The 19,566-nt window shown below is 40.4% G+C and carries 19 protein-coding genes; 9 read left to right on the top strand and 10 right to left on the bottom strand.

What is annotated here, in order from left to right; all coding sequences use genetic code 11:
* Positions 1-24 precede the first annotated feature (24 nt).
* The 8 genes from QFX38_02150 to hemA all read left to right on the top strand — a co-directional run bounded on the left by QFX38_02150 (position 25) and on the right by hemA (position 7,222).
* Positions 25-780, top strand: a complete 756-nt coding sequence (locus QFX38_02150; GenBank protein MDI9623672.1) for a coenzyme F420-0:L-glutamate ligase — start codon at positions 25-27, stop codon at positions 778-780.
* A gap of 19 nt (positions 781-799) precedes the next feature.
* Positions 800-1,705 carry a 2-phospho-L-lactate transferase gene (cofD, locus tag QFX38_02155; GenBank protein ID MDI9623673.1) on the top strand — a complete coding sequence of 302 codons (906 nt, stop codon included), beginning with the start codon at positions 800-802 and terminating at the stop codon, positions 1,703-1,705.
* Positions 1,702-2,454, top strand: coding sequence for a GTP cyclohydrolase IIa (locus QFX38_02160; protein MDI9623674.1), 753 nt, complete (start codon positions 1,702-1,704; stop codon positions 2,452-2,454). Before cofD ends, QFX38_02160 begins: the two co-directional genes overlap by 4 nt.
* Before the next feature lie 27 nt (positions 2,455-2,481).
* On the top strand, positions 2,482-3,195 hold the full coding sequence (locus tag QFX38_02165; protein MDI9623675.1) for a tRNA-dihydrouridine synthase: 714 nt from the start codon (positions 2,482-2,484) through the stop codon (positions 3,193-3,195).
* A gap of 101 nt (positions 3,196-3,296) precedes the next feature.
* Positions 3,297-4,892 (top strand): methyl coenzyme M reductase system, component A2, encoded by a 1,596-nt coding sequence (gene atwA, locus QFX38_02170; protein ID MDI9623676.1) that lies wholly within the window; start codon positions 3,297-3,299, stop codon positions 4,890-4,892.
* Between the two features lie 37 nt (positions 4,893-4,929).
* Positions 4,930-5,409, top strand: coding sequence for a methanogenesis marker 9 domain-containing protein (locus tag QFX38_02175; GenBank protein ID MDI9623677.1), 480 nt, complete (start codon positions 4,930-4,932; stop codon positions 5,407-5,409).
* Positions 5,410-5,414: 5 nt separating this feature from the next.
* A complete protein-coding gene (locus QFX38_02180; protein MDI9623678.1) occupies positions 5,415-6,047 on the top strand; it encodes a bifunctional precorrin-2 dehydrogenase/sirohydrochlorin ferrochelatase in 633 nt (210 codons plus the stop codon).
* Positions 6,044-7,222 carry a glutamyl-tRNA reductase gene (gene hemA, locus QFX38_02185; GenBank protein ID MDI9623679.1) on the top strand — a complete coding sequence of 393 codons (1,179 nt, stop codon included), beginning with the start codon at positions 6,044-6,046 and terminating at the stop codon, positions 7,220-7,222. The genes QFX38_02180 and hemA overlap by 4 nt, the downstream gene beginning before the upstream one ends.
* Positions 7,223-7,303: 81 nt before the next feature.
* On the opposite strand, the gene QFX38_02190 is transcribed toward hemA, so the two are convergent.
* The 8 genes from QFX38_02190 to eif1A all read right to left on the bottom strand — a co-directional run bounded on the left by QFX38_02190 (position 7,304) and on the right by eif1A (position 14,920).
* Entirely contained in the window at positions 7,304-8,425 is a 1,122-nt protein-coding gene (locus QFX38_02190; protein ID MDI9623680.1) for an AAA family ATPase, read from the bottom strand.
* A 56-nt stretch (positions 8,426-8,481) separates the two neighbouring features.
* On the bottom strand, positions 8,482-9,327 hold the full coding sequence (locus QFX38_02195; protein MDI9623681.1) for a TIM barrel protein: 846 nt from the start codon (positions 9,325-9,327) through the stop codon (positions 8,482-8,484).
* 10 nt (positions 9,328-9,337) lie between these two features.
* On the bottom strand, positions 9,338-10,351 hold the full coding sequence (locus QFX38_02200; protein ID MDI9623682.1) for a phosphorylating glyceraldehyde-3-phosphate dehydrogenase: 1,014 nt from the start codon (positions 10,349-10,351) through the stop codon (positions 9,338-9,340).
* 105 nt (positions 10,352-10,456) lie between these two features.
* Positions 10,457-11,515, bottom strand: a complete 1,059-nt coding sequence (locus QFX38_02205; protein ID MDI9623683.1) for a DNA topoisomerase IV subunit A — start codon at positions 11,513-11,515, stop codon at positions 10,457-10,459.
* Positions 11,508-13,079, bottom strand: coding sequence for a DNA topoisomerase VI subunit B (gene top6B / locus QFX38_02210; GenBank protein ID MDI9623684.1), 1,572 nt, complete (start codon positions 13,077-13,079; stop codon positions 11,508-11,510). The genes QFX38_02205 and top6B overlap by 8 nt, the downstream gene beginning before the upstream one ends.
* Positions 13,080-13,234: 155 nt before the next feature.
* On the bottom strand, positions 13,235-13,801 hold the full coding sequence (locus QFX38_02215; GenBank protein MDI9623685.1) for a KH domain-containing protein: 567 nt from the start codon (positions 13,799-13,801) through the stop codon (positions 13,235-13,237).
* Positions 13,802-13,826: 25 nt separating this feature from the next.
* Positions 13,827-14,618 (bottom strand): serine protein kinase RIO, encoded by a 792-nt coding sequence (locus tag QFX38_02220; protein ID MDI9623686.1) that lies wholly within the window; start codon positions 14,616-14,618, stop codon positions 13,827-13,829.
* A 5-nt stretch (positions 14,619-14,623) separates the two neighbouring features.
* Positions 14,624-14,920, bottom strand: a complete 297-nt coding sequence (gene eif1A, locus QFX38_02225) for a translation initiation factor eIF-1A (GenBank protein ID MDI9623687.1) — start codon at positions 14,918-14,920, stop codon at positions 14,624-14,626.
* Between the two features lie 163 nt (positions 14,921-15,083).
* Between eif1A and QFX38_02230 the strand changes: the two genes are divergently transcribed.
* Positions 15,084-16,319 carry a molybdopterin-binding protein gene (locus QFX38_02230; protein MDI9623688.1) on the top strand — a complete coding sequence of 412 codons (1,236 nt, stop codon included), beginning with the start codon at positions 15,084-15,086 and terminating at the stop codon, positions 16,317-16,319.
* On the opposite strand, the gene cobK is transcribed toward QFX38_02230, so the two are convergent.
* Both cobK and QFX38_02240 read right to left on the bottom strand, forming a co-directional pair.
* A complete protein-coding gene (cobK, locus tag QFX38_02235; GenBank protein ID MDI9623689.1) occupies positions 16,293-17,072 on the bottom strand; it encodes a precorrin-6A reductase in 780 nt (259 codons plus the stop codon). The genes QFX38_02230 and cobK overlap by 27 nt on opposite strands.
* On the bottom strand, positions 17,069-19,558 hold the full coding sequence (locus tag QFX38_02240; protein ID MDI9623690.1) for a calcium-transporting P-type ATPase, PMR1-type: 2,490 nt from the start codon (positions 19,556-19,558) through the stop codon (positions 17,069-17,071). Before QFX38_02240 ends, cobK begins: the two co-directional genes overlap by 4 nt.
* Positions 19,559-19,566: the final 8 nt, after the last annotated feature.

The raw sequence follows: 19,566 nt of genomic DNA on the forward strand, positions 1-19,566 counted from the left end.
TCTTACAATTGTAGGGTGCTCTAATTGGAGATAAAAATTATAGGACTTTCCACAATCCCCCTTATAAAAAAGGGCGACGATTTGGCGACTCTTATCATCGAAGCTTCTGAGAGGGAAGGTATAAAGATCGAAGATGGGGATATTATTGTTATCGCAGAGACCGTAGTATCCAAGGCTGAGGGAAACATAATAAACCTTAAAGAAATAAAACCTGGATCACTGGCTAAAAGATTAGCCGAGCAGACCGGTAAAGACCCTAGTTTAGTTGAAGCAATATTGAGAGAATCAAAGGATATAATAAAAGTTGGGCACGATTTTATAATTTCTGAAACAAAGCATGGGTTTATATGCGCAAATGCTGGTATAGATGAATCAAATGTTGAAGAGGGGATGGCAACACCCCTACCAGAGGATCCGGATAATACAGCAGAAAACATAAGATTATCTTTAATAAACAAATTAGGGAAGGATATCAGCGTTATAATAGCTGATACACAAGGACGTCCTTTCAGGGAAGGTGCTATTGGGGTTGCCGTGGGAGTTTCAGGCATGAACCCGATTTGGGATAGGAGGGGAGAAACAGACCTTTATGGTAAGAGTCTGAAAACAACAAAGATTGCGGTTGCAGATGAGATAGCATCAGCAGCTTCCATGTTAATGGGACAAGCAAACGAAGGAATACCCATTGTCATAATAAAAGGCTACCATCACAACCATCTTAAAGGCAAAGGCACATCCAAAGACCTTTTAAGGCCAAAAGAATTGGATGTTTTCCGTTGACAAAAGTGGAGAATTTAAAATGATAACCGTATTATCTGGGGGTACAGGAACTCCTAAACTCCTCCAAGGGATGAAGAAGATTATCAACCCATCCCAGATCACTGTGATAGTTAACACAGTGGAGAATGACTATTTCTCGGGCTTATATGTTGCACCTGACATTGACACAGTCCTTTATACCTTGGCAGATATTATAAACGAGGACACATGGTATGGTATAAGAGATGATACATTCATCACACATGAAATGTTAAAAAGGCTGGGATGCCCCGAACTTTTAAGGATAGGCGACAAGGACCGTGCATTCAAGATCCAAAAAACACTACTATTAGAAAATCATAGTCTTTCAGAAGCTGTAGATATCCAAAGGAAGGCCCTTGGTATAAAATCGCAAGTAATACCAATGAGCGACGAGCCCTCAGAGATAAAAATACTAACAGAAAAGGGGCTGATGAGCTTCCACCAATTCCTCATAAAAGAAAATTCCGAACCTGAAGTTATAGACATACAATATAATATCGTGAAACCGGCGCCCGGCGTTATAAAGGCTATAAAGGATTCAGAGATGGTTATCATAGGACCATCCAATCCGGTGACTTCCATTGGCCCGATAATCTCAACAAAGGGGGTTAAAAGGGCACTAGAGCAGGTTTTCGTGACCGCAGTATCTCCTATTGCTGGTGGAGCACCCTTCAGCGGCCCTGCAGCGAAGTTCATGAAGGCTTTAGGTTATGAGGTGTCCTCTATGGGGGTTTGCCAAATTTATGCAGATTTTCTGGACAAATTTGTCATTGATGAAAAGGATTCCCATTTAAAAGAAAAAATAGAAAAACTAATAAAAGAGGTTACGATAACAAAGACCAAGATGGAAAATCTTGAAGACAAAATACGGTTGGCTAGAATAATTTTAGGTGAAATAGTATGATCCAAATGACCCTAATCCAAATAGATAATTATGGACCATGGACTGTAACCCCCACCCCCCGGCGGGAGTCAGATCTTCAAATATTACAAGCCGAACTTTACGCTGACCTTCAAAGACAATTCGCCGCAAAACAGGGACTAGTTTTTTTCATGAGATTTGATAATATGCTCGCCATAAGTAATGGCATGGACATGGAAGACCATCTGAGAATACAAGAGTCCATAGGTAACAGGTACCCGATAACTGTGAGCATGGGGGTTGGAACAGCACAGACACCCTATGATGCGCAGAGAAAAGCTACAAGGGCCCTTCAGAGTCATGGTGGCGCACAGTCCGAGGACAGGAAGGAAGTGCTTGCAATTGACGGTTTAGCTGATGAAAACGGTTTTGTGCAAATAGCCCACATTGACATTAACGGGATAACAGAAACACTCACTGATACTATGCCAGCCTATGACACATCCTTTGTGGTTAACCGAGTCCAACATTTTTTAATGAAAAAACTGATCAAAAAAGGTTCGCTACTATTTTTCATAGGCGGAGACAATTTCATGTCCCCTTGTAATGGTCTGGCACCAGAAGGATTGCTCAAGATCATAAATGAGATAAAAAATGAGATAAACATAGCATTAAAAGCAGGTATAGGTAAAGCTCCAACAGCTGAGAAGGCAGCTAACCTGGCAGATCTTGCACTTGAAGAGATAAGAGGCGGTTTCACCTACGATTTAGTACATCTCATGAAGGAATGAGAAATGGTCCTTAAAGTATTAGCTCCCATGGCCGGCATTTCTAATGCAAGATTTTGTCTCAAACTCATCCCCTATGGTTTTAACATGGTCACTTTAGGGGGCTACAACGCTGATAAACCAACAGTAAAAGCCGCCAAGAAAATAATGGAAAGGGGAAGATTAGAGTTCGATTTTAGTGCTGATGAATTACCAATTATAATCCAAAAGGAAGTTTCTCTGATAAAAGACAGAACAGATGTTATGGTATCTGTTAATTTGAGGGCGGTCACACCAGATCCTATTATAGAAATTTCAAGGATAAATGAAGTCGACGTTGTGGAGATAAATGCACATTGCCGTCAAGGAGAGCTTACAAGCATTGGCTGCGGCCAAGCCCTTTTAATGGATCTTGAAAGATTGGAAGATTTCACAAGGGAGGTTGTAAGAAGATCGGATTCAAAGGTTTCAGTTAAGATAAGAGGTAACATACCAGGAGTTGATGAAGTGGAGGTTGCCAAAGTTTTGGATGACAGCGGGGTGGATTATATCCATTTAGATGCTATGAAACCCGGTTTTGATTGTGCAGATTTTAAACTAGTAAATGGAGTGAGTAAGGTGATAGAAAATGCTACTTTGATAGGTAATAATTCTATAAGGGACTTAGAGTCTGCTAGGAGGATGTTAAAGGCGGGTGCGGATGGTATATCCATTGCGAGGGCTGCTATAAATGGAAAATTATCATTTAACCTATCATTATTATGACCAGAAAAATTGGATCCTAGAAACTTTTAATATAAAGTTTAATATCTAGTATAATTAGGTTATTATATTTACCTATGATCCACAGTTAAAAGGGTGATTTCATGGCTTTTATAACACTAGAAAATGTTACAAAAACCTTTAAGGGAATAGATGCCATTAAAGATCTCAGTATAAAGATAGAGGAGGGCACAGTCCTCGGTATTTTAGGTAGAAGTGGTGCTGGGAAATCAGTGCTCATTAACATGTTACGTGGAATGAAAGAATATAAACCAGACAAAGGAAAGGTCATATACACCGTTGCAATCTGTCCAGAATGTTTACACATTGAACCCCCATCATATGAAGGTAAAAAATGCAAATGCGGCGCCACACTAGAATTAAAAGATGTTGATTTTTGGAACACCGATAAGAAAACATTCAATGCAATCAGAAGACGAAGCGCAATAATGCTCCAAAGAACCTTCGCATTATACGAAGACGACACAGTAATCGACAACATAACAAGAGCAATAACAGAAGGCGACTACGAAGAAAAAATCTACAAAGCCCTTGAACTATTAGAGATGACCCAGATGACCCACAGGGTAACACACGTTGCCAGAGACCTAAGTGGGGGTGAAAAACAAAGAGTTGTCCTTGCAAGACAACTTGCAAAGGACCCTATGGTCTTCTTGGCCGACGAACCTACAGGAACACTCGACCCTAAAACAGCAGAACTCGTACACGACGCCCTTATAAAAGGCGTGAAGGAAAAAGGCATAACAATGGTCATAACATCCCATTGGCCAGAAGTCATAAAAGACCTTTCAGATCACCTAATATGGATCGACAAGGGAGAAATAGTCGAAGAAGGAAACCCTGAGGATATAGTGGCCAAATTCATGGAACAAGTACCCGCCCCTGAAAGGGTAAAAGAATATGAGGTTGCAGAACCGCTAATAATCATGCGAAATGTTAAAAAACATTATTATTCCATTGAACGTGGAGTTGTTAAAGCAGTCGACGGCGTGGACTTAACAGTTTATGAGGGTGAAATATTTGGGATAGTAGGCTTAAGTGGCGCAGGTAAAACAACACTATCGAGAATACTTTTCGGATTAACAGAACCCAGTGGTGGAGAAGTATGCGTCAGACTCGGAGACGATTGGATTGACATGACAGAAAAAGGACCTCTCGGACGTGGAAGAGTAACACCCTACCTTGGCATATTACACCAAGAATACAGCCTATACCCCCACAGGACAGTTTTAGGCAACCTCACAGAGGCTATAAGCTTGGAATTACCCGCAGAATTCGCTAAAATGAAGGCAATTTATGTCTTAAAGGCTGTGGGATTCGACGAATCCTATGCTGAAAACTTATTAGAAAAATTCCCAGATGAATTAAGTGGTGGTGAACGCCACAGGGTCGCGCTAGCCCAAGTCCTGATTAGAGAACCCAAGATAGTCATCTTAGATGAACCCACAGGTACTATGGATCCCATAACGAGGGTAAATGTCGCAGATTCTATAATAAGGGCAAGAGAGGAATTAAACCAGACATTCCTAGTAATATCACACGACATGGATTTCGTACTAGATGTATGTGATAGAGCATCCTTAATGAGAGCTGGTAAAATAATCAAGACAGGAGACCCAAAAGAGATAGTCACAGAACTCACACCACCCGAAAAAGAGAAAATGTTAACAGAAGAATAATATATTCTTCCCCTTTATTCTATCAGGAGGATTACCCTTGGGATGGGACGATGCACCTTCACACGTTTGTAGAGGCGGAGACAAAAGAGCGCTAGCATTCTGCTGTCCTCCAATCAAACCTTGCCCCATACTATACGCCCTAGAAGATGCAGGCCTAACACCCGAAGAATACATAGCAATAAAAGAAGACTTCGCCAAGAAAACAAGATTAGGTGAAGGTGAAGGCACTTGTTTTGGATCCTTGGTCTGGTGCTGTAAACCCTCCAAACCTTGCCCATTCAGAGACTTAGTCATGAAAAGAATCAACATGACAGTCGACGAATACATGGAACTCAAGAAAGAATTAGCCAAAAAATTAGTCGGAAGAGCGGAGATAATCGATAAAAGGGACATAAAAGCCCTAGCAGAAGCCTTCAACGTCACCATGGAAGATGCGAGGGAGGCCCTAATACAAGCCAAAAATGACCTTAGAACAGCCATGAAAATACTTAGGATGAAAACCCTCGAACAGGGATGAAAAAAATGCCATGGACTCCCTTGTTTTTTAAATTGGATGGCAAAAAAGTTTTCATACTAGGTTCGGGGGAGGTAGCTACTAGAAGAGCTATAAGATTCCGAAAAGCTGGAGCCATTGTAGCAATCTGTGGGGATAACATACAACCCCATCTTGAGGATATGGGTATCACATACAAGCCATTGGAAGAAATGGAAGAACTGATCAAATGGGCTGACATCGTCGTAACCGCAAGTGGAGACCCCACACTAAACGAAAAAGTAGCATCCCTTGCATCAGGGAAACTCTTAAACAGAGCCGACAAACCCCAAGATGGGAATTTGATCGTTCCAATCACATTCTCAACTGATGACGTGGAGATAGCAATATCAACTCATGGTAAAAGTCCAATAATGGCCCGAGTCATACGAGACAAGATAAAAAACGTGATAACAGGAGATGACATCTTCCAGATAAAATTACAAGATTATGCACGTCGCAAACTTAAAAAGATCATCCCAGATCAAAAGAAAAGGCGTAGAATACTCTATAGTTTGTTCAAAGACGATAAAATCCAAGCCCACTTAAAGGATAAGGACCTAGAAGGGGCCAAAAAATATGTAGACTCCCTCCTAGAACATGTTAGGGGGTATCTTAGCTGATACTGAATATTAGAGTAGATCACAAAATAGCAGACATTGAAGGGATAGAAAAGGCAGACAAAATACTCAATGAAATATTAGATGAACTAAAAGAGGATATAAAAGAACATATCCCCATCAAAACATGTAACAGGATAGAACACTACCTAATAGTCAGGAAAACCACCTTGGATATAAATCACCCTAACATCATCATAGAAGAAGGCCAAAATGCACTTAAACACCTCCTAAGACTAGCAGCAGGACTAGAATCCATGATAATAGGTGAAGATCAAATATTGGGCCAGATAAAAGAAGCACGGATATCCGCATTAAAAAGCGGATCCTGCGGCCCCATCCTTGACATGATCTTCAACAAGGCCGTGCACGTGGGTCAAATAATCCGTAACAGAACTAAAATAAACAAAGGATCGATTTCTATAGGCTCCGCCGCGGTAGAACTTGCAGAATCAGTCCAAGGAGACTTAAGATGTAAAAAAGTCCTCGTAATCGGAGCAGGGGAAATGGGCGCACTAGTTGCCAAGGCCTTGGCAGAAAAACAATTGAAGGCTATAGTAGTCGCTAACAGAACGTATGATAGAGCAGTTAAACTCGCAGAAGAACTTGGAGGGTATGCAATCCAATTCGACAAATTAGACGAAGCACTATCAGATACTGATGTAGTTATAAGTGCAACAGCAGCCCCCCATTACATATTAACCCGTGAAAGAGTGAAAAAGGCCATACCAGTAGAACGACGTGATAATGTTACGATGATAGACATAGCGAACCCAAGGGACATAGAAGAAAAGGTCAAAGAATTGGGGATAAAATTATTCAATATAGACGATTTGAGAGGTATAGCGGAAAAAAATCGCAGAAAGCGTGAAAAAGAAGCGCAAAAAGCAGAGCAGATCATAGAAAAAGAGCTAGAATTATTAGTCAATTCACTTAAGTATAAGAAAATAGAACCGCTCATTTCAAAAATACGTAAAAAAATGGAAGAAATCAGGGTAAGGGAAACAAAAAAGGCAATAAAAAAACTAGACAAAATAGAAGGTGAAGAAAAGATAATAGAGGATCTTACAAGATCCATAGTAAATAAGATATTCCATGACATAGTATCGAGGTTACGTGAAGCCGCCGAAAAAGATGACGAGAAACTTATAAAAGCTTGTGAAAAATTATTTAAGTGATATACTTGTCCCAATTTGTTAATAGTGAGTACTGCACCCTTCCTAAAAAAAGAAACCTAACATAAAAAATAGTAGAAGGGATTATGCGAACATGTGCTTTGGTTCTTTGATGTTTTTATTGTTATCTTTGAATACATTTTCTATATGTTTCTCTGTTATGGTATCTGAGTCTTCGGCTATGGCCTGGTGAAGAGCATTCTTTAATATCTTCTCTTTTATGTCTCTCCCTGACATGCCCTTTGTTAATTTCACTAATTTCTCGATGGGGTATTCTATCTTGAGTGGCATGGTCTCCATGTATCTTTTTATCATTTCCCTTCTTTCATCCTCTGTTGGGAGTGTGAACTCTATTTCATCCTCAAAACGGCTTCTAAGAGCTTTATCGAGTAGAGATGGGTTATTGGTGGCTCCTATTGTGACTACTCCATAATTTTCGTTTATACCATCCATTTCTGTGAGGAGGGCGTTCACTATCTCTGATACGTCACCCCTTATAGATTGGTATTTTCTATCTAATCCTATAGCGTCTATTTCATCTATGAAAATGACTGATGGGGCTGTCTTTGAAGCGAGCTCATATAATTCATGGATTTGACGGGCACCATCCCCTACATGGTCTCCTATGAGACTTGTTGCCTTTATAAGGTATAATGGGACGTCTAATTCATTAGCTAGGGATTTTGCCAGCATTGTTTTACCAGTCCCAGGGGTGCCATAAAATAACACATTCCTCGGAGCCCATTCCTTGAAGTTTTCCGGATCTTCAAGATACTTCATTATAATCTTACACTTCATCTTTGCTTGCTCTTGTCCTATAACATCATCCATTCTAATGTTGCTGCGGACTTCGTGGAAATCCTCGATGTTCTTTGTTTCTATTAGTACAATAGATGTGTTTTTGTTAATCTTTGAATTATCTGGGTAGGCTCTTATAATCTTGAATGCATAATCTGGTAATAGCCTCTGGTCAAATAAGTATGAGCCCTCGGTTACCAGAAACCCTTCCCATTGTTCTCTCGCGTATAATTCAAAAAGTTCATTATTGATAACTTCTATTTTAGGCGTTTCAATAAGATTACAAACGAAAGGATACCCCACTGGTTTCAATACTACTAGTTTCGCTTTTTTCTCTGGTTTCACTATTCTTGTGGGGGTTTTTTTATCTTTAGCCTGTGAGTCATGGACAATATTACTAAATTTCACCTCATCACCGAGAATGAACTTTTTCCCTATACTATGGTAAGAAAACTACTAGTATATTATATTTTCCCATCTGATATATCCATTAAGATTTCCTTAATTTTGAGGGCGTCAAGATCTCTATAAGGCGTCTCACAAATTATCGTATAATCCCAACCTTTTTCGATGAGAGCATAAAGTATGGGTTTTAATGGAGGTCCATAGTCTTTCTCATCTAGGCTGTGATGTTTCTTCTCTCCCTTATCTGTATATTCTATTCTAGTGTAATGACAATGTAAATGCTTGATATCTAGATTATCCTCTAATAGGTCGAGTATTTCCATATAATCTTCAATTTCCTTGGGTGCTCCCCTCCTTCTGGCATATATGTGGGCGAAGTCGATGGTTGGTTCGAAATTATCAAATGATTGGCAAATTTCGATGATCTCGGACAAACTTCCAAGCTGGGATCTTCTACCAGTAGTCTCCGGGGCGAAACAGAAATCTTGGATCTCAGATGCCTCGATTTCTTCTAGAAGCAGACCTACAGATTCTTCACAAACTTTAAGGGCCTTCTCTTTATTTTGACCAGAATAAAAGCCAGGGTGAAATACTATCCTGTAAGCTCCCATCCATTCTCCGGCTCTTGCAGCTTGGATTAGTCGTTCAATGGATCTTTCACGCACGTCATCTTTGGGAGAGGAAAGATTAATATAATAGGGTGCATGGATTGACACCATAATGTCATTGTTGCTGGAATCTTCCTTGATCCCCCTGGCGATCCTTTCACTTACCCGGACACCATAGGTGGCTTGGTACTCATAAGCGTCAAGGTTCATAGCTCGTATATAACTGCAGACTTTACTGGATTCTCCTTTATAATTAACTGGGTTACCTGCTGGGCCTAGCCTTATCATGTTAATCATCGGGGGTTCTTTAGAGGATCCCCATAGCCTTATTCGTCTTCTCTATAGACTTTTTATTATCTTCTTCAAGTTCTAATAGGGCCCTTATCGCATCTACACTCTCTGGTACTGCATCAGCTTCCTGATGCACGGCCTGCATATAATATAATTCGCCATCCACTATATTAAGGGATTCTTCCCATACAGGAATTTCATAGAGGTCGTTGCGTGGACGGCCTAACTCCCTTGCATATTCCATTATCTCTGCTGTGGATGCAAGACCTTCACTTGCTTTTACGAGCATAACCCTAGATGTTTTGTCAAGTTCTTCTTTTATTTCTTCTATATCAACTGGGTTTTCAAGTTCCACCATAATATTGTGTTGGTGCATTAGGGTTGTGGGGACTAGCAAAGCTACTGTATTGATGTTAATACCGTACATGACTGTTTTAAGGTCTGGGCCGTGGTGTGATGGTACTGTTGGAGGGTTGGGCACGATAGCGTTAACCGGACCCTTTTTAACCTGGGCTGGGTCTGCTGCTCTTCTCACCATAACGGCTCTAACCTTTTTTATACCACAGAGGTCATCTATGGGTTTTAGAGTGCGGCAAAGGCCTGTGGTGTTACATGATACTACCCTTGTATAGTCTGCTCCAAGGGAGTCATCATAGTTTGTGAAAGAGTTGAAGGACAATCCTATGTCCTCGTGTTTTTCTCCCCCCTGAAATATTGCTTTTATACCCTTTTCCTTGTACATTTTAAGGTTTTTAGCACCTATGCCCTCTGGTGTCGCGTCCACAATTATATCTGCTTCCTCTATCATGTCTTCAACTGTCCCGCTGATTTCGATCCCAGCTTCCCGAAAGAGTTTTTCTCTTTCAGGTATGCTTATATAGAGGTCATATCCTTTCTTTAAGGCTATTCTAGCCTCGAAGTCAGGCTTCGTCTTGCTCACACCTACTATCTTCATGTCCTTTTGGGCGGCTACAGCGTCAGCCACCCTTTTACCTATGGTCCCATATCCGTTTATAGCTACAGATACCATCTTTATAACCTCCCCCATCTTTGTTGAGTTAGGGATGACATTGTGAAGTTTCTATTTTTTTGATTTAGATATAATCTTTTCTTCTGGATTCCAAGAGTAAATTATTTAGGTTTCTATTTCATCCAATTTTTCTGGGAGGTATGTGTCAACAACATACTCAAGGCCATATTTGGAGAATGATTGTTGTTCGGCCTTTTTACCTATCTTTAACATTTTCTTGATTTCTCTTTTCCAGAAATCGTCCTTGTAACGTGGATCGCGTAAGAGTTCTTTGAGTCTTAGAATGTCAATATCCTTTAGGGGGTCTGTTGGCAGGTCATAATTTATTATATCGGTTGCTGTCACTCCAAGGAACTTTGCGTCTGGTGTGGCTAATTCATGGTTTACATGGGCTAGTTTAGCGCTTCCTGATATTATGACCATGGCTATGTGGAATCCCCATGGGTCTCCGTCATTGCAAATATATATTGGGAGGTTTAATTCTTCGTTAACTCTTTTGAGGAATCTTCTTGTTGCCCTTGCAGCCTGGCCTTTTAATCCTACAATGAGTGAATCGAATTTTTTATAGGCCTTTTCTTGGACTAGACGATGGTACATACCCATGGTTTCGACTGCTATAACCCTTTCAACATCGTGGTCGACGAATTCTACTTCGTCAATGGTGGGTGGTATAGTATAACCTGATTTACCAGCCTTCAAAGCGTTTATTTCAATGTCGCCTTCTCTTACTGTTAATTCTCCGTATACTGCTGCGCCGTCTTCTTCTGGTAATAATCCGAGGTCTTCTCGGGTCATTCCTAGGGTGACTTCAAGGTCTTCGCCTATGATGTTAGATTCTTGTTGGTCTGCGAAGTCAACATCCCAACCTTCTGAGACATAATATAGTTCCCTTAGGGTTGCTGTTTTGTTTCTTTTGACAAGATCTTTGCAGAAGTTGGCTATGTATAGCATTTGGGCTATCTTTTTTATCTGTTTAACGTTTCCCATGGATCTGATACCATATTTTTCGCCGAGGATGTAGTGGCGCTTTTTATCATCATATATGATATTGGATGTGCTCCTTGATGGTACTTTTATTCTTGGCACTCTGTCCTGGGTGACATCTTCTATTATCATTTCACCTAAGCCTTTGAGCTTTTTTAATGCTATTTCTCTTCTATTCATCATCTGATTCACCTGAGAATTCTGTCCTCGCTCTTCTTGTCACTTTTTTAAGTAGAGGTTTATAATCAGGTTCTTTTTTTTCTGCTAGGAGTGCTGCTTCCCTCATTATAATGGGGATGTATGTTTCGAAGACTTTGGCCCGTTTGGCTTCTTCTTTAGCCGCTTTTTTAGCCCTTATATGTTTTTGGAGTTTTCGGGCTACTTGCATTGTGGCCTGTCTAACTTCTTGTAATATTTCGGGTTCTGGGGCTATGCTTTGTTTTCCTGTTGAAAGGTATGGTACATTGGTTGATACTATGTTTATGAAGATTGTGAGGGGTGCATTTTCGAAGTCTCTTATACCGTATCTCTTCCAGTCAAGACTTCTAACTCCCTCGGTTAGTGCGCAGCTTCCTTGGTCGAATGTGAGTGGTACGCGGTTCGCGAACCTCATTATTTCGGTTTTTCGTTGTTCACCGACGAGTCTGCCTGCTTTACCACCATATGCTACAGCTGCTTCTATTATGAATGGCACACCACCCCTGTAAGTTTGGGGTCTTCTTGTGGTGGCTGCTACGAATTCTGGGTTTAGTATTTCTGCCATGCCTTTTTCTATCTGGTCTTTCCCTATTGGTATGAGTCCTTTGGTTGGTGGGGCCATGAAGTCCATTTTTTTGAAGGCTTCTACTATTTCTTCGGCTTCTTCCCATGTCATGTCTTTGGGTCTTTTGTTGAAGTCTATGTTTGTTAGTTTTTCAAGTTCTTTGACTTTTTTTGTGGACATTCTAGAAAGTGAGCTTGTGAGTAGGCTTCTGAAGCGTCTTTTATCTGTGTGTTTTGCCATGAATATTAGGTCGTCTGCTGTGACACCTTTTGGGTGGGGTAATATTTCTTTTGGTAGTGGGGGTATGACATTTGAGGCTCTTTTAAATATGTATTTTTTTCCTGTGGGGTCTGTGAATGTGATCTGGGCGTGTGGGTTTCCTATCATGGTCCTTCTGATATATTCGTAGGCTCCTTGTTCTGAAAGTGAATATGAAACTTCTTTGAAATGGAGTTTTACGCATACTCCCGTCCCATTGGGGTTGAACTCTTCTTTTTCGAGAATTAATCCTTTGTTCTTTTTCACATCCATTTTTAGGGACATTTTAACTCCTTTGAGTTCGCCGTCTTCTTTGTATGCTGAAGTGATAGTGGCTGGTTTTCCGGTGGTCATCTGGGAAAGTAGTACGCAGCCGCTGCATCCGAGGCCTTGTTGTCCTCTTGATTGGATGTTTCTGAATTTTGAACCTGCGAACATTGTGCAGAAAACTTTGGGGATGTAGTCTTCTGGTATACCGGGACCATTGTCCTCATGTTCTAGGATGTAATGGTCTTTGCCGATTCTTTTCAAGTTTATTTTTATGTTGGGGAGTATGCCCGCCTCTTCGGCGGCGTCAAGGCTATTTGTTATTAGTTCGTGGAATACCATGGTAAGGGATCTTATTTTACCTGAGAAACCTAACATTTGCCTGTTTTTGCGGAAGAATTCTGATGCAGTAAGTTCTTGGAATTCTTCGAATAGTTCTCCTGCTTGTCTTTCCAAAAAGTAGCCTCCCTTCAACTTTTTAGAATTATTCCCTTATATTATATTATAGTTTGTCCCATATATATCGAGCGATTATAAAATAGGATTTTCATTAATATTTTTTGAATATTTTAAAGAAACCTTTTATTAAAAGGGTAGATTTCTTGTTGGTTTTATCTTATATTAACCCGCTCTTCGAACTCTTTCATTTCTAGTTCTTGTTTCTTTTTTTCGAGGAAGGAGTATACAGACTTGTGTCTGGCCCCCCTAAGAAGCATTTCAATGGCTTCTCTTGCAACCATAAGATTTTCGAACTCACCTATTAGTGCAACAGTCTTACCATAAACTGAAATGTCAACACCTGTCATTTCATGGATTATTTGACGTGTTATACCACCACGTCCTATTATCCTGCCTTTTTGTCTTGCTATGGCCTTCTTGGATTTGCCCACATAATCTGGTATGTTTATAATATCGAGGGTTATATTGTCATGTATAAGACGCATTGCAATCTCTGGATTGAAACCTCTACCTATAGCCTTGACAATATTCCGCGCTTTCCAAGGGGAAAGGGGATCATCAAGCTTTTCATCAGGTATTATAGTCACAGCACCCGTTTCACTATCAATATTAAGCCTAGTCTGTGTTAACTTCTCTATACGCTCTTTAACTTCCCCCTTTTTCCCGATGAGAACCCCTATCCTCTCTTTTGGGATTTTCAAGTATTCTTCTACCGCCACTTGAACACACCTCACAGGTGTAGTATTAACCTATTATTTTCTCCCTGATCTCTTGGGGAGTTGATGAAACACCAAAACGTTTAAAATCCCTACTGATATTCCTAATATCCCTTTCAAGTAATTCTCCTGCAATTGGATGATCAACCACAACAGCCTGTGAAATATCAATGATAACAGGCTCCTCATCAAAATTGAGAATATTAAACGCTGAAAGATCCCCATGAACTAGCCTAGCCTCCCTATATAATAACCTCATATAATATATTATCTTCTCGAACATTTCTTGAGGATCTAGGGGCGGGGCCTCCCTTAATGTTGGTGCAGGGTTACCTTCCATGTCACCTATAAACTCCATTATTAGGACATTCTCCCTTGAAACAAATGGCCTTGGAACCCTAACACCACTCTCATATGCCCTCTTAAGGTTCCTGAATTCCTTGCTCACCCAAGTGTGGACTATCTGCCTCTTGTTGCTCATTTTAACCTTGAAACGTGGATCGCCTTGAATATAATATTGCATTTTCTTAAAATCAGAAGTTGCAATACGATAAATTTTAACAGCTACGAAGTTATCATTATCATCTAGGCCTTTAAAAACGTTAGCCTCTTTACCGGTGCTTATAACACCATCAAGAATGGCGAGATAACCAGTATTTGACAGCTTATAGAGAACCTCTAAGGTTCTTTTATCGAAAACTTCACTTGCAACACGCCTATCCTCCACGCCTTTAAGGCGCTTCTTGGATTTCAACCTTTCCAGTGCAGAATCGACTTCTTGGAAAGTTTTATCCTTCTTATCAGCGGACAATTCAATCATCTACTCTATAAATTCAAATAACCTCTTCTCTCAAGCCAATTAGCCTCGGTACGCGTATACCTCCATACTATATCAGCCCTTTCATCACTTTGAAACTCCCATGGCTTCACAAGTACAACATCACCTTCCCTGATCCATATCCTCTTTTTCATCTTACCAGGTATGCGCCCAAGGCGGGTTTTACCATCACTACATATAACCTTCAACTTTCCATGGCCTAGTATCTGCTCAACAATCCCAGGTATTTCACCCTTTTTAGGTATCCTAACTCTTCTAATCTCCTCGGTATTACCTTTACCCAAATAATCTCCTCCCTCTACAATTTTAATTATAATCTAATCTAGAAAAAGACAATATAATATCTCTATAACATACTATAAAATAATTATTGTTACTAAATTATAGAAGAAAGCAAACACCCAGGAGATAATAAAAATCTATAGAGATCTTGGAGGGATCTATGAAATGGGCCGTGAATTCTTAGACCTCGTAGATATATCAGAGGCTCATAGTATAATCCGCAGCCTTTTCAAGGAAATTTATCATCCACCAAAGGTGGAAAAAGTAAACCTAAAATATGCATATGGTAGAGTCCTAGCCCGTGATGTGAAAAGTCCAATTGACTTGCCACCGTTTGATCGTGCTTCAAGGGACGGATACGCTTTGAGAGCGGAGGACACATTTCACGCTTCTGAGGATAATCCAAGCACTTTAAAGTGTATTGAAGTGATAGAAGCCGGTGCGATCCCACAAAAAAAAGTCAGGAGAGGGTATTGTTCACGTATAAGCACAGGAGCCCCAATACCCAAGGGTGCTGATGCCATAGTCATGGTTGAATATACAGAAGAAGAGGATGATAATATCCTAATTTATAAAAGTGCATATCCTGGTCAACATATCGCTTCAAGGGCGTCAGACATATCAAAAAATGAAATCATAGTCAAGAAAAATTCGATATTATCACCAGAAAAGATCGGGGCGATAAGCGCAGCTGGCATTTCTAAGGTGCCTGTTATAGCCAAACCAAAGATAGGTATACTCTCAACCGGGAACGAATTAATAGAACCTTTAAATCATTGGATTCCTGGCAAAATCTTCGATTCAAACTCTCATAGTATCGCAGCTGCAGTTAAAAATTGCGGATGCGAACCAAGAATCTTAGGTATTGTGAAAGACGATTACACAGAACTTTATAAAGCCATCCAAGAAAACATCCAAGAATGTGACATCCTCATAACCTCTGGTGGAACTTCAGCCGGCGCCGGTGACATGCTCAGAGAAGTGATTGAAGACATTGGTGAGGTGATAATCCATGGAATTTCCATAAAGCCAGGGAAACCTACCATCATAGGTAAGGTAGATGATAAACTTGTATTTGGCCTCCCTGGCTTCCCTGTTTCTGCTCTGATAATCTTCGATGTTTTTCTACGCCCTTACCTAATGGAACTTTCAGGCAAAACACAAAGGGAATATCGCAGAATAGAACTACCACTCGCACGCAGATTACATTCCTCAAAGGGTAGAATACAGTATGCCCTCGTAAAAATCGAAAATAATAAAGTATACCCTATATTGAAAGATTCAGGTGCCATAACCTCACTTGCAGATGCAGATGGTTACATTAAGATCCCTAAAAACGTGGAAATACTCGAAGAAGGCTCTAATGTTAAAGTTTCACCACTTTCCCACTATGAATGCTAGAAGTTCATCAATATCATCAAATACAAGTTTACCCTCTAATTTTTCAATGAATGGCCTGTTCACGAGTATAACAGGGATTTTAAGATCCTCAGCGGCCTTCACCTTCTCTATTAACCCTCCAGTTTCTCCACTTTCCTTTGTGATCACGGCAATTGCATTATATTCCTTCATAATTTCCCTGTTAAGGGCCCTTGAGAATGTTCCTTGCATTGCTATTATTCGCTCCCCTGGTATGCCCATCCTATAACATGCTTCTATAGAACGTGGATGGGGTAAAACTCGGACCACTATCTTCTCAGTCCCAATCTGATCAATCACATCCTTAAGTGTTGAAACACCAGCTAAATGGAGGATATTACCCTCTCTTTCTTCCAAGATCTTGGCCGCTGCCCGTCCAGCCTTCTTAAAGGAATCAACCTTCAATATATGCCCATTTAATTTTGGGGTTGGTCTTTCGAATCGGATATAATATGTTAAGTTCTCCTCAGAAGCTTTGATCGCGTTTTCTGTGGCTTTCACGGCGAATGGGTGGGTTGCATCTATTATAATATCGACATTTTCAATCTCGAGAACTTGGGCTAAACTCGCCTTATTAAGGGCCTTTGTGATTATCTTATCTGCCCCTGCAGCCTTGGCTAGTTTACCACCATAGTCTGTTGTGGTGGTGGCTATTATCCTATGATTTGTGGACTTTTTAAGTTTTTTTATTATTTCTACTGCATCGTGTGTTCCTGCCATTACGAGAATGTTCATAATTTTCTCCTTTTATCGATCTGCCTAATTATCGCTTCATGTATTAGTATTAGTGAAGCTACCAATAATATGAGTATCCAATCCATGAGTGAAAGTGGTTTAGTCCTGAATATACCTTGTAATGGTGGTAGGTAAATGACAAATAATTGTAGTATGAATGAAGTTGCTATGGCAAAAAAGAGTAGTTTATTTGAAAATCCGCTCTGTGATTTGCAATTAAACACGTTGAGGATCTGGAACATTACAAATGTTGTGAATGCTATTGTAGTTGCTTTGTCATCCCCGGAATATAACTTGTATGTGTAGATGGCTAGTGTGCCTATTGCCATTATAATACCTGCTAATACTATACGTAGTAAGTTCCTTTGGGGTAGTATCTCCTCTTTTTCCGGTTTTCTTAACATTATATCTTTTTCTGGGGGTTCAACTCCTAGTGATTGTGCTGGGGGTCCGTCCATGATAATGTTTATCCAGAGGATTTGAATGGGATTGAATGGGAGTGGCATATTCATCACAGAGGATGATACTATGGTGAGGATGGCTCCGACGTTCGTTGAAAGCTGGAATTTAACAAAACGTCTTATATTATCAAATATTGTACGCCCCTCTTTCACTGCTTTTACTATGGTGGCGAAATTGTCATCCTGGAGCACCATGTCAGAAGCTTCTTTAGCAACATCTGTACCACTGCCCATTGCAACGCCAATAGCAGCTCTTTTAAGCGCCGGGGCGTCATTAACACCATCTCCTGTCATTGCAACTACATGACCGCGACGTTGGAGCGTTTCGACAATTCGAACCTTCTGTTGTGGGAAGACCCGTGCATAGACCTTTATATTTTCTACCATGGACTCGAATTCTTCATCACTAAGCTTGTCCAATTCTTCACCGGTAATGGCTTCACCCTCTTCCATTAAATTCAATTCTTTGGCAATTGCAACTGCAGTATCCTTATGATCCCCGGTTATCATCACAACTTTTATACCCGCTTTTTTACAAGTTTCTATGGCCTCCGCAGCCTCTTTCCTAGGGGGATCCATCATACCAACAAGACCGACAAAAATAAGATCCTTTTCAAGGTCCTCCCCATTATCTAAATCAGCAAGTGGCTTATATGCTAGTCCGAGCACTCTAAGAGCCTGAGATGTCATCTCATCCAATTTCTTCTTCCAATATTCTAAATCAGCATCCTTGAATTTTCTTATCTTCCCTTCTTCCTCTATATAACTTGTTCTCTCCAAAATTATCTCCGGCGCTCCTTTAATAAACAAGTAATATCCTGAAGTGGAAGAATGTATAGTGCTCATTCTTTTACGTTCGCTGTCAAGTGGTATTTCCTTTATCCGGGGATATTCTTCTTCAAGTTCATCTCTTATGTAACCGTTATCCTTTGCAAAGAGAAGTAATGCAGCATCTGTAGGATCCCCTATAACTTTGTCATTGGAAAAACTTGCATTATTACAGAGCGCACAAACCTCCAAGGCTCTGTCCTTTGAAGTTAATAATGGTTTTCTCACTCTCATTTTGTTAAGGGTTAGGGTGCCTGTCTTGTCGGTGCAAATGAAGGTGCAGGATCCTAGGGTTTCTACTGCAAGGAGTTTCCTTATAATGGCATTGTTTCTTGCCATTTTTTGCATACCAAGTGCAAGGGTCAATGTTAAAATTGCGGGTAGACCTTCTGGTACAGAGGCCACTGCAAGGGAGACAGCGGTCATGAATGTTTCAACAATGTTGATACCCTTTAAGAACTGAAGGATGAAAACTATGAAACATACAATAACTGCTATGATCCCTAGGCTCTTCCCCAGACGTGATATTTTTTCCTGGAGTGGCGTTTTACCCTCTTCTTCTTGTATCATGCCCGCGATTTTACCTATGGCTGTTTCCATCCCAACGGCTATTACAAAACCTTTACCCCGGCCCGAGACCACATTTGAGTCCATGTAGGCGATATTATCCCCTTTTTCGCTCAACTCATGGGTTTTATGGACTGGTATTGATTCGCCAGTGATTATCGACTCATCTATCCTAAGTTCGGAGGTTTCTATAAGTCTAAGATCTGCTGGTACATTGTCGCCTTCCTCTATCACTACCAGGTCGCCTATGGTTAATTCACGCGCGGGTATTTTTTTCGTTTCTCCATCCCGTATTACAATAGCTTCGGTGGCGATGAGACTTTTAAGTTTTTCCATGGCCTTCTCGGCGCGATATTCTTGCATAAAGCCTATGATGGCATTTACGACAACAACAAATAATATTACTGTAGAGTCTAGTAAATCACCTATAAAATAGGAGACTAAAGCAGCTACAATTAATAGTATTATTAGAACATCCATGAACTGGTTTAAGAATAATCTGAGTGGTCCTTCCTTTTTTTCTTCGACTAATTCATTTTCACCATACTTCAAGAGGCGTTTCTTGGCCTCTTCTGAACTTAGACCATCCTTGGATGTGGATAATTCCTTCAGGACTTCTTCGATTTCCATTTGCTCCC

The organism is Methanothermobacter sp. (assembly GCA_030055615.1).
Lineage (GTDB): Archaea > Methanobacteriota > Methanobacteria > Methanobacteriales > DSM-23052 > Methanothermobacter_A.

Coding starts and splice junctions, on each gene's coding strand:
- cofD (MDI9623673.1), top strand. CDS start 800: ATGATAACCGTATTATCTGGGGGTACAGGAACTCCTAAACTCCTCCAA.
- QFX38_02160 (MDI9623674.1), top strand. CDS start 1,702: ATGATCCAAATGACCCTAATCCAAATAGATAATTATGGACCATGGACT.
- QFX38_02165 (MDI9623675.1), top strand. CDS start 2,482: ATGGCCGGCATTTCTAATGCAAGATTTTGTCTCAAACTCATCCCCTAT.
- atwA (MDI9623676.1), top strand. CDS start 3,297: ATGGCTTTTATAACACTAGAAAATGTTACAAAAACCTTTAAGGGAATA.
- QFX38_02180 (MDI9623678.1), top strand. CDS start 5,415: ATGCCATGGACTCCCTTGTTTTTTAAATTGGATGGCAAAAAAGTTTTC.
- QFX38_02195 (MDI9623681.1), bottom strand. CDS start 9,327: ATGATTAACATGATAAGGCTAGGCCCAGCAGGTAACCCAGTTAATTAT.
- QFX38_02200 (MDI9623682.1), bottom strand. CDS start 10,351: ATGGTATCTGTAGCTATAAACGGATATGGGACCATAGGTAAAAGGGTG.
- QFX38_02205 (MDI9623683.1), bottom strand. CDS start 11,515: ATGAATAGAAGAGAAATAGCATTAAAAAAGCTCAAAGGCTTAGGTGAA.
- QFX38_02220 (MDI9623686.1), bottom strand. CDS start 14,618: ATGATTGAATTGTCCGCTGATAAGAAGGATAAAACTTTCCAAGAAGTC.
- QFX38_02230 (MDI9623688.1), top strand. CDS start 15,084: ATGGGCCGTGAATTCTTAGACCTCGTAGATATATCAGAGGCTCATAGT.
- cobK (MDI9623689.1), bottom strand. CDS start 17,072: ATGAACATTCTCGTAATGGCAGGAACACACGATGCAGTAGAAATAATA.
- QFX38_02240 (MDI9623690.1), bottom strand. CDS start 19,558: ATGGAAATCGAAGAAGTCCTGAAGGAATTATCCACATCCAAGGATGGT.